Raw genomic sequence first — 10,956 nt, 5'->3', positions numbered from 1 at the left:
TCACCGCGCACCGATACGGTAGGTCAGCGGCTGACGGTGATGCGCCGTCTTGCCAGTGGCAAAGCTCCCAGTATCATCATTTCGCCGGTGCGAGCCGTGATTCAGCCGATGGTTTCCGGTCTCGAACTGATGGAACCTGTCACGCTCAAAGTAGGGCAGGAGCGGGACTTTGATTCCGTGGTCAAAGACCTCTCAAATGCCGCATATTCGCGGGTAGACTTGGTGTCAAAACGCGGCGAATTTGCCGTGCGCGGTGGTATTTTGGATGTCTTTTCTCCTGTGGCAGATCACCCGGTGCGTATTGAATTTTTCGGTGATGAAATTGAAAACATCCGGTGGTTCTCCGTCGCGGATCAACGCACGCTCAACCAGGGCGAGCAACCCGACTCAATCACAGCACCACCCTGCCGTGAACTTCTTATTACTCCCGATGTGATGTCCCGGGCAGCACGACTCAAAGGAGACTTTCCTGGGGCTGCCGCCATGCTCGAAAAAATTGCCGGCGGTATTTATACCGAAGGCATGGAATCGCTGACTCCGCTTCTGGTTGAACACATGGTCACGCTCCTGGAAATTCTGCCCGCAGGTTCACTTCCTATCGTTCTAGAACCCGAGAAAGTACGCACTCGTGCAGCTGATCTGGTAGCAACCAACGAAGAGTTTTTGCTAGCCGCATGGGAATCTGCTGCCGACGATTCCAGCGCGCCTATTGATCTCGGACAAAACGCCGCAGGATTCGCCGCCGGTGCGTTCCGGTCGGTGGCGGACGTGCGGAAGACGGCATTGGACCGCAACCTCGGCTGGTGGGGTATGACCGCGCTGGGGGTAGACGATGCTATTGATGACGGGGTTGATTCGCTCACCATAGATGCGCGAGTACCTCATGCATTCGCAGGTAACGTTAGCGAATTGCTCGATGAGGTGAAGAACAAAGTTCGCCAAAATTGGCAGATTATCGCTGTAACCGACGGCCCTGGTTCTTTAACCCGGTTGCTAACAGTTTTCCAGGACGCCGAAATCCCCGCCGCCCGCGTCGACTCCTTGGAAAACGAACCTGAGCCGGGCATCATCGAGTTGACTACAGCCTCAGCAGGTAAAGGTTTCGTGCTGGAGAGCGCCAAAATTGCGTTCTTCACCGAAGCAGATATTTTGGGGAGATCCTCTGCCTACACCTCGCGCGATGCTCGTAGCACCAAGCTACCTGTGCGTCGTCGTAAAAATGCGGTGGATCCGATGTCACTCAAGACCGGTGACTTTGTAGTGCATGAACAACACGGTATCGGTCAGTTCGTTGAGCTAGTCCAGCGCCCCATCGCCGGTGCGACCATTAAACCCGGTCAGCCTAAACCGATGAAAGAGTACCTGGTCTTGGAGTATGCGGCGTCAAAACGAGGCGGGGCAAAAGATCGCCTGTTTGTGCCCACCGACCAGCTAGACCAGGTCTCAAATTACGTGGGTGGCGACGCCCCTACTCTCTCAAAAATGGGTGGCTCAGACTGGGCGAAAACCAAATCCCGCGCTCGCAAGGCAGTCAAAGAGATTGCCGCTGACCTCATCAAGCTATATTCGGCGAGGCAAGCCTCGCGCGGGCACTCCTTCGGGCAGGATACGCCCTGGCAGCACGAGCTCGAAGAAGCCTTCCCTTACAACGAAACACCTGACCAACTTTCAGCCATCAATGATGTTAAAGCGGACATGGAACGGGAAGTGCCCATGGACCGCCTCATCTCGGGCGATGTTGGGTATGGCAAAACAGAAATTGCTGTGCGCGCTGCTTTCAAAGCGGTGCAAGATGGCAAGCAGGTTGCGGTGCTTGTGCCCACTACTTTGCTGGCGCAGCAGCATTATGAAACTTTCAATGAGCGTTTTTCGGGGTTCCCCGTTCGCGTGCGCGTTCTCTCTCGTTTCCAAACAAAGAAAGAATCTGAAGAAACACTCGAAGGTATTAAGAACGGCTCGGTAGACGTGGTAATCGGCACCCACCGTATTCTCTCGCAGAGCACCCAGTTCAAAGACCTGGGTCTGGTTATTATTGACGAAGAGCAGCGGTTCGGCGTTGAACACAAGGAAAAACTCAAGCAAATGCGAACTAACGTGGATGTTCTCGCGATGTCCGCTACCCCGATTCCTCGTACCCTGGAAATGTCGCTGACCGGCATTCGCGAAACCTCTACCTTGGCTACACCCCCAGAGGAACGCCACCCGGTTCTTACCTATGTGGGGGCTCGAACCGACAAGCAGATTTCTGCAGCGATTCGTCGTGAACTCATGCGCGAGGGCCAGGTTTTCTTCGTGCATAACCGTGTTTCATCGATTGAACGAGTAGCGGGGGAGTTACAGCAGCTGGTTCCCGAAGCTCGAATTGCGGTGGCACACGGCAAGATGAGTGAATCCCGACTAGAGCAGATTATCGTTGATTTCTGGGAACGAAAGTTCGATGTTTTGGTCTGTACCACCATCGTTGAAACTGGCTTGGATATTTCTAACGCCAACACCTTGATTGTGGATCAGGCACAAAACTACGGTCTCTCGCAGCTTCACCAGTTGCGCGGTCGAGTGGGGCGTGGACGCGAACGCGCATATGCTTACTTCCTCTATCCCTCAGACAAAATGCTCGGTGAAGTCGCCCTCGAACGTCTCAAAGCTGTGGCAACCCACAATGAACTGGGCGCAGGCATGCAGCTTGCCATGAAAGACCTTGAAATTCGCGGCGCAGGCAACCTGCTCGGCGGCGAACAATCCGGTCATATTGCCGGCGTGGGGTTTGACCTCTACCTACGCTTGGTCGGTGAAGCGGTGGCTAATTTCCACGGGGAGAACGACGACGCCGCACCGGCAGAAATCAAGGTAGATCTACCGGTCAATGCCCACTTACCGCACGAATACGTTTCCTCCGAACGTCTGCGTTTGGCTGCCTACCGGCAAATTGCCCAGGCACTCACCGAAAAGGAACTCGCCGAGGCACACGAAGAGTTGGTGGACCGATACGGTGAAGTGCCGGAAGCTACCGAAAATCTTTTCCGTATCGCTTCCCTGCGTCTGCGCGCTCGCGCTGCTGGTATCAAAGAAATCGTTGCGATGGGGCCTAAGGTTCGTTTCTATCCCGTCAACGATCTTCCAGACTCCAAACAGATGAGACTTACGAGAATGTACCCCGGTTCTTTGCACAAGCAGGTTCCCGGTACCGAACGGTGGCAGATTCTAGTTCCTCGGCCCAAGACGGCGCGCGTAGGCGGCAAAGACCTCCAAGACGAAGCCATGGTTGAGTGGACCAGCGATTTCCTCAAGGCGATCTTCGAAAGCTAGAAGGGTACAGCAAAAGGTCCGCTTCTCTCACCTAGGAGAGAAGCGGACCTTTTATTTATGGACTGAATCTAAAGAATTAGAGCAGGTTCAAATCAGTGCTATTCTGCGCAGTGTGGTTGTTAGTTTTGGAAGAAAGCAAGTGGAAAGAAGCGAACCAAGAGACCATCATCAAAACAACGGAGCCAGTCCAGACCATCCAGCCGCCATCGGGGTAGAAGCCTAGCGTGAAAATGCCGAAGACAAAAATAGCCATAGCAATGACGAACAGCAGGATGTTTTCACCGAGCCGACCTTCGCCTGAGTGCTGGGGACCGCGAGGGTTATCTGCGCCGCGTTGCATGCCGAAAGACTCCACGTTTGAACGTTCTTGTGCATCTTGCTGATTGGTATGTGCCATCAATGCTCTCCATCAGGTACCCGTTCAAAGACGGGGAATGTATGTGTTTACTGTCCAGTATAGGCGGTGGGGAAATCTTATGCACGATGTGTTAATAAAATTTCCCCACCCCTCTACTTCTGCCAGAATTTAGCGGGCCTTGTAGTAGGAGCCCTCGGACGCTTCGCCTGCACCAATAATCGTTATACCCTTTGAAGCACCAATACGGTTGGCTCCTGCTTCAATCATTTCCAGAGCTTGCTCGCGGGTACGGACGCCGCCGGATGCTTTCACACCAATATCCGGCCCCACAGTCTTGCGCATCAGAGCAATATCGGCAGCGGTAGCACCGGAGGAAGAATAACCGGTGGAAGTTTTCACAAAGTCGGCACCTGCTTCAACTGCCGCTTCACATGCAAGAACCTTCTGCGCGTCGGTCAACTCAGAAGTTTCGATAATGACCTTCAGCTTTGCTGCGCCGTCGTGGCATGCCTGGGCGACAGCTGAAATATCGGCAACCAAGGCGTCGCGATCTTCTGCAATTGCAGAGGCAATATTGATGACCATATCGACCTCTTGCGCACCTGCGGCTACTGCAGTTTTTGCTTCAAACGTTTTGACCTCGGTGGCGGATGCTCCGAAGGGGAAGCCCACTACGACACATGCCAGTACAGCCGAGCCCTGTAGCTCATCTGCCAAAACGGGAGCCCACACGGGGTTTGCACACACCGAAGCAAAGCCAAATTTTTTTGCCTCTTTGCACAGACGGCGTACGTCAGCTTCAGAGGCATTCGGTGCCAAGATGGTGTGGTCAATCATTGCCGCGAGTTCTTCACGGGAGAGTTCAGCCATGATTTCTTCTTTCATTCTTTATGTGTCTTATAGACCAAGAGCTGCGCGTACGTCGTCGGCGATTTTGCCCAGCTGTTCTTGCGCTTGCTTGCGCGCCTGCTTCAGATCGTCACCTTCTGCAACGGGGCGGATTACTTCGAGGTAGCACTTGAGTTTGGGCTCGGTGCCGGAGGGGCGAACAATGACGCGCGAATTGTCTTCGGTGAGGAAGCGCATTCCTTCGGTGGGTGGCAAGTTCTCACTACCTGCAGTCAAATCAACTGTTTCGGTGACTGCAGAGCCGCCTAGGGTTGCCGGGGCGTTCAGGCGGAGCGAGCCCATCATAGTGCCAATCAACGAGAGGTCCTCCACACGAATGGATACCTGGTCAGTGGCAAACACACCGTAGTCCCGAGAAATCTGATCCAGAACCTCAATCAGGGATGAACCTTCGTTTTTGAGTTGCTCGGCAAAGAGCGAAACCATCAGACCTGCTGAGATGCCGTCTTTATCTTTCACCGCTTCAGGTGCCACGCTGTAGCCAATTGCCTCTTCGTAACCGTAGGCAAGGTTTTGAATGCGGGCAATCCACTTGAATCCGGTGAGAGTTTCAAAGTGCGTAATGCCAGCAGCACGAGCGATAGCACCGAGCTGGCGGGAGGAAACGATAGAGTTTGCGAAAACCGGAGCGGGGCTCAGCGCTGAAATATCGCCTAAGCGCTGAATCATAGCGACGCCCAGGAGCGAGCCAATCTCATCGCCGCGTAGCTGACGCCACGCGTACACTGCCGGGTCATAGACAGCAAATGCTGCGCGGTCGGCGTCGGGGTCATTGGCAATAATCAAATCTGCATCACGTTCTTGGGCGAGCGCAAATGCCAAATCGAGAGCGCCAGGTTCTTCGGGGTTGGGGAAGGAGACCGTGGGGAACGTGGGGTCTGGCGCAAACTGCTCTTCAACGGGTGCTACCGTCTCAAAACCTGCGTTGTTCAGAACTTCCAGCATGGTTTTTCCGCCGACGCCGTGCATGGGGGTGTAGACGATGCTCAAGTTGCGTTCTGTCTGTTCGGTGAGCTCACCGATGCGGGAGGTGTAGTCATCTGCCACTGTTTCGGGCAGAATGTCCCAGCCGGATTTAGCTAGGGTAATGGTGGAATCGCTGATTCGTGAGATGTGCCCGGCAATCTCGCCGTCGAAGGGCGGAACGATTTGAGCGCCTGAAGCGTGCTCTTCCACCGCGTTGCCGCCGAGGTACACCTTGTATCCATTGTCGTTCGGCGGGTTGTGGGAGGCAGTGACCATTACACCGATTTCCGCTTTGTATTCGCGGGTTGCCCACGCCAGCACAGGGGTGGGGAGGGCAGAAGGCATGAGCTGGGTATGAATCCCTGCGGCTTCAAAGATTGCCGCCGTTTCTTCTGCAAAAATATCGGAGTTGTAGCGGGCATCGTAGCCGACGACGGCGGTGATTTTATCCCAGTTCTCGGCGGTTGCGCGCTCGTTGGCATAGGCGGCTAGTCCTGCTGCTGCGCGGCGAACAACAACCCGGTTCATGCGCATAGGACCGGCGCCTAGTTCTGCGCGAAGTCCGGCAGTACCGAACTGTAGCGTTCCCGAGAAACGGTCGCTGAGGTCGGCGAGAGCGGCATCGTCACCTGCGGCAACGCGGTCAACGATGTCCTGAAGCTGCGTGCGAGTTTGCTCATCAGGATCGATACTCATCCAATGCTGTGCCTGCTCTAAGAGCTGTGAAGCGGTAGTCATTTTTTCCCCTTGACTGTAAATAAAAATTAGCTAACTGGTGAAGCCAGCAACCTTAAAGTTGCTCGATGATGGATGCGAGCAGTTGCGAGATACGTGGACCGGCGTCCTTACCTGCCTGGATTACTTCTTCGTGATTGAGGGAGGTCTGTTGAATACCAGCAGCCATGTTGGTCACCAAAGAAATACCGAAAACTTCTAGTCCGGCAGCACGTGCGGCAATCGCCTCAAGCGCAGTGGACATGCCCACCAAATCAGCGCCGAGAGTGCGCATCATGCGAATTTCTGCTGGAGTTTCGTAGTGGGGACCGGAGGTCTGATAGTAAACGCCTTCGAGCAACGACGAATCAACGCTGCGTGCGATTTCGCGGATTCGTGGTGAGTACAAGTCGGTGAGATCCACAAAATGTGCACCCTGCAAAGGAGAAGTCGCTGTGGCGTTGATGTGGTCTGAAATGAGCACTGGCATGCCCGGTTCATAGTCGGGGTTAAGTCCGCCACATCCGTTGGTCAAAATCATGGTTTTGACGCCGGCTGCTGCGGCAGTCCGAACACCGTGGACGACGGCGTCAACGCCTCGACCTTCATAAAAGTGAGTACGTGCGCCGATAACCAGAGCGCGTTTGCCCGAAGGAGTCAGAATAGAGGAGAGAATGCCTGGATGCCCAGCAACCGCAGATTTGTGAAAACCGGGAACCAGGTCCGCGGAGATCTCGTGGGTAGTCTCACCGATGAGAGAGGCAGCCTCACCCCAGCCGGAGCCTAATGTCAGTGCAATATCGTGGTGGTCAACTCCCGTTGCTTCAGCAATATAGGCTGCAGCTTCTTGCGCTAGAGCGTTTGCGGGGTAGTCCTCATGGTGCGTGGGGAGGCCAGCGGCGTCCAAATTCTTCTGTGTCATCACATGCCTAACCTACCAAAAACCTGATGCGGGAGGTAAAGAAAGGCACTTTTTGCCCGGTATTCATTTGAACCATTTTCATATCTAGCAGAGAATGAACATGTGACTCTTAAAACAGATTATGCATCGCACAAAATTATTATTCTCGGCGGAGGCCCCGGCGGATACGAAGCTGCACTGGTAGCTTCCTCGCTCGGTGCAGACGTCACCATTATCGAAGACAAAGGTTTTGGCGGCTCGGCGGTTTTGACCGACGTCGTTCCCTCAAAGACCCTCATCGCATCAGCAGATTTGATGGCGCGTATCTCTGAAGCGGCTGATTTGGGGATTACCCTGGGCGAGCGTGGTTCTTTGCAGACCCCTCATGTGGACATGACCAAGGTGAACCAGCGTTTGCTTCGCTTGGCAGAGTCTCAGTCTGCGGATATTAAGCGCACGCTGGAGCGTAGCGGCATCAAGGTAATTAAAGGTCGCGGAAAGCTCGTAGATGAGCACACCGTTGAGGTGACCGACTCCGAAGGCCTGGTGTACCAGCTAGAGACTGCCTATATTTTGCTGGCGGTGGGTACCCATCCTCGCGAGCTAGCTACGGCTAAGCCAGACGGCCACCGCATCTTGAACTGGACTCAGCTCTACAACCTCGAAGAAGTCCCCGAAAAACTGATCGTGGTGGGTTCAGGTGTGACCGGTGCCGAATTCGCCTCAGCCTACAATGGCTTAGGTTCAGACGTCACGCTGATTTCTTCGCGTGATCAGGTGCTTCCTGGCGAGGACGAAGACGCCGCGAAGGTTCTGGAGAACGTTTTTGACCGCCGCGGAGTGAAGGTCATGCCGCGCTCGCGTGCTGAATCGGCGGAATATACCGAGGACGGCGAAGGCGTGATTGTTACGTTGAGCGACGGGCGAAAAGTGTCCGGCTCCCACGTGCTCATTGCCGTGGGTTCTATCCCCAATACGGAGAACCTGGGCTTGGAAGCGGCTGGAGTGGAGACGACCGAATCAGGTCATATTTCCGTTGACCGCGTTTCGCGTACCAACATTCCTAACATCTACGCTGCCGGTGACTGTACCGGAGTCTACCCGCTGGCTTCGGTGGCAGGTATGCAGGGGCGTGTGGCTATTGCGCACATGATGGGTGATTCGGTGAAGCCTTTGCGTACTCACTTGGTGGCATCGAACATCTTTACCTCCCCTGAAATCGCAACGGTGGGTGTCAGCGAGGCAGAAATAGCCTCAGGCAAATACCAAGCAGATATGGTCATGATGTCATTGACCACTAACGCTCGCGCCAAGATGATGGCGGTCAAAGATGGTTTTGTGAAAATTTTTGCCCGCAAGCATTCGGGAACTGTCATTGGCGGTGTGGTTGTGGGTCCGCGTGCGTCCGAACTTATCTTTTCCATTGCACTCGCTATTGATAACAAGCTGCATGTGGATGATATTGCTGAGACCTTCAACGTCTATCCTTCGCTGTCCGGCTCGATTGCTGAGGCGGCTCGTCATCTGCACAACGCTGAGTCGCAGAACTAGAACGCGATACATCTAGCGGTTCTAAGATAAAAGCGGGGCGGGGATTCTGAAAAGAAATCTCGCCCCGCTTTTCGCGTGCTCTGAGAATGAATTTTAGGATGGGCGGATGGAGTCGCGGGGATTCGCTGCATACATGTCGACGTCCCGTGTTTCGTGCGTGAGCAAGATAAAGACGATAGAAATAACCGAAGCGAACGCAAGATACGCGCCGACCGCTCCTACACCCCAATGGGCGTTCAGCCAGACAGCCACAAACGGGGTGAGCGCTGCACCCAGAATAGAAGCGACGTTATAGGAAATTCCCGACCCGGTGTAACGCACATTGGTTGGAAAAAGCTCGGGCAGGTATGCCGACATTGAACCGAAGGTTAGGCCCATCAGCGCCATGCCCACCGACATGAAGATAATGATTTGCGTGATGTTGGCGTTGGCGCCGGTTCCAACTACCTCAGGTGCCATCACGAACCGGAAAGACAGGCCGAATAGCACCATCAGTGTTGTGGTAATTAACTGTTGCTGGCGGCGTCCTGCCTTATCAGCCCACCAGCCAGAGACAGGCACACCGGCGGCAAAGAACAGAATGGAGATAAGTTGGATGATGAGGAACTGGTGATAGGGGATACCCAACCCGCCGCTTTCAACCTTGCCGATGCCGTAAGAGAGAATCCAAGCAGTCATCAAATAGAAAAGTACATAGCAAGCAACCATGATGAACGTTCCCTGAATCATGGGCCACCAGGAGGTCTTGAACGCCTCTACCAGCGGAGTCTTCACTTTCTCATTGTTCTGCACAGCTTGCGAGAAGACCGGGGTTTCTTCGAGCTTGACGCGCACGTACAGCCCAACCAGCACCATCACGATGGACGCTAGGAAAGGAATACGCCAGCCCCAGACCAAGAAGTCGTGATCGAGATTTCCCGCATCGCGTGCTGAATTGAAATTCAACAGTGACGTCAGAACCAGCACAAAACCGTTGGCAAGGATAAAGCCGAATGGGGCGCCTAACTGAGGCCACATCGCTGCGCGGGCGCGTTTGCCTTCTTCAGCGTATTCGGTAGCGAGCAGTGCCGCGCCCGACCATTCGCCGCCGAGTCCTAGACCCTGGCAGAAACGCAAAATGGTGAGCATGGCAGGGGCCCACAGCGCTATCTGGTGGTATGTGGGCAGTAAACCAATCAAGAAGGTGGCAATACCCATCGTGAGCAGCGCACCCACCAGGGTAGCTTTACGACCGATTCGGTCGCCAAAATGCCCAAAAACTACCGAACCAATCGGACGAGCCACAAAGGCCGCGCCGAACGTCGCCATCGACGCCAGCAACTTCGCCGTCTCATTTGCCCCAATAAAGAAGAGGGCGGGGAACACAGCTACAGCTGCGGTGGCATAAATGTAAAAGTCATAGAACTCGATGGTGGTGCCCACCAATGACGCCGTGATGATGCGTGAACGCGGCACGGACGTCTGGGCAGCAGTGTTCGAAGACGGTTGCGACATCATAAAAACCCCTTGCTCAAACTAAATGTGTATGCCAGGTAACTGTATGTACGCTGAGCGAAACCGTGCAGGGTATTTTCAAATATTGAGACTCATCAGGCATAAACCGGCAGGTGAGAGCACAAAAGCGGAAACTCCCGCTCAGGAATTTCCGCTTTTGAAACGCTGTGCTCAGACGCTTACTTGATAGTTGCAATCACCGAACCGGCTGAAACCGTTTCCCCGGTTTTCAGCTTGAGACCAGCAACTTTGCCTGCCTTGTGCGCGGTGATGGGCTGCTCCATCTTCATGGCTTCAAGAACCACGATGAGATCACCTTCAGCTACCTTAGCGCCGTCCTTGACTGCGACCTTGACGATAGTTCCCTGCATGGGTGAGGTCAGCTCGTTGGAATTAGTCGAGACGGCGCGGGCGGAACGCTCTTTACGCTTCTTCGCTGCAGCAGGAGCCTTGGTAGACGGCGCAGATCCAAGCTGGGGCATGAGAATTTCCATGCGCTTGCCGTTGACTTCAACCACTACCTTTTGCCGGTCATCTTCGTCTGCATCAACGTTACCGAACCCGCCGTCGTAGGGCTTGAGGGTGTTGTTGAATTCGGTCTCAATCCAGCGGGTGTGGACTGTGAAATCTTCAGCAGTTTCAGCGGCAAAAGCCGGCTCGGTCAAGACCTGGCGGTGGAAGTTCGCCACCGTGGGCATACCTTCAATGACCAGCTCTGCCAGGGCGCGACGCGAGCGCTCAATCGCCTGCTGGCGGG

General features: G+C 54.5%; 8 protein-coding genes. 2 read left to right on the top strand and 6 right to left on the bottom strand.

Annotated elements, in window-relative coordinates:
* The coding region (gene mfd / locus A7E48_RS02270; protein ID WP_083147136.1) for a transcription-repair coupling factor at positions 1 to 3,306 on the top strand (3,306 nt) is incomplete at its 5' end.
* Positions 3,307 to 3,382: 76 nt separating this feature from the next.
* Here the strand turns inward: mfd and A7E48_RS02265 are convergent.
* The 4 genes from A7E48_RS02265 to A7E48_RS02250 form a co-directional block, all read right to left on the bottom strand.
* Positions 3,383 to 3,703, bottom strand: a complete 321-nt coding sequence (locus A7E48_RS02265) for a hypothetical protein (protein ID WP_068168938.1) — start codon at positions 3,701 to 3,703, stop codon at positions 3,383 to 3,385.
* Between the two features lie 129 nt (positions 3,704 to 3,832).
* On the bottom strand, positions 3,833 to 4,534 hold the full coding sequence (gene deoC / locus A7E48_RS02260) for a deoxyribose-phosphate aldolase (RefSeq protein WP_141669349.1): 702 nt from the start codon (positions 4,532 to 4,534) through the stop codon (positions 3,833 to 3,835).
* 27 nt (positions 4,535 to 4,561) lie between these two features.
* The gene (locus A7E48_RS02255; protein WP_068168932.1) at positions 4,562 to 6,277 is read right to left on the bottom strand and encodes a phospho-sugar mutase; all 1,716 of its coding nucleotides are present in this window, start codon (positions 6,275 to 6,277) and stop codon (positions 4,562 to 4,564) included.
* Between the two features lie 52 nt (positions 6,278 to 6,329).
* The gene (locus A7E48_RS02250) at positions 6,330 to 7,175 is read right to left on the bottom strand and encodes a purine-nucleoside phosphorylase (RefSeq protein ID WP_083147135.1); all 846 of its coding nucleotides are present in this window, start codon (positions 7,173 to 7,175) and stop codon (positions 6,330 to 6,332) included.
* A gap of 102 nt (positions 7,176 to 7,277) precedes the next feature.
* On the opposite strand from A7E48_RS02250, the gene A7E48_RS02245 reads away from it, so the two are divergent.
* A complete protein-coding gene (locus A7E48_RS02245; RefSeq protein ID WP_068168929.1) occupies positions 7,278 to 8,705 on the top strand; it encodes an NAD(P)H-quinone dehydrogenase in 1,428 nt (475 codons plus the stop codon).
* A gap of 93 nt (positions 8,706 to 8,798) precedes the next feature.
* Here A7E48_RS02245 and A7E48_RS02240 read toward each other — a convergent pair whose 3' ends face one another.
* Complete coding sequence (locus A7E48_RS02240) at positions 8,799 to 10,202, bottom strand: MFS transporter (protein WP_369796749.1); 1,404 nt, start codon at positions 10,200 to 10,202, stop codon at positions 8,799 to 8,801.
* Positions 10,203 to 10,378: 176 nt separating this feature from the next.
* Positions 10,379 to 10,956, bottom strand: a 578-nt coding sequence (locus A7E48_RS02235; RefSeq protein ID WP_141669348.1) for a biotin/lipoyl-containing protein, incomplete at its 5' end; no start/stop codon positions are given.

Origin of the sequence: Rothia sp. ND6WE1A (genome assembly GCF_001683935.1) — a bacterium.
Taxonomy (GTDB): domain Bacteria; phylum Actinomycetota; class Actinomycetes; order Actinomycetales; family Micrococcaceae; genus Rothia; species Rothia amarae.
This window is presented reverse-complemented; position numbering and strand designations above follow the sequence as displayed.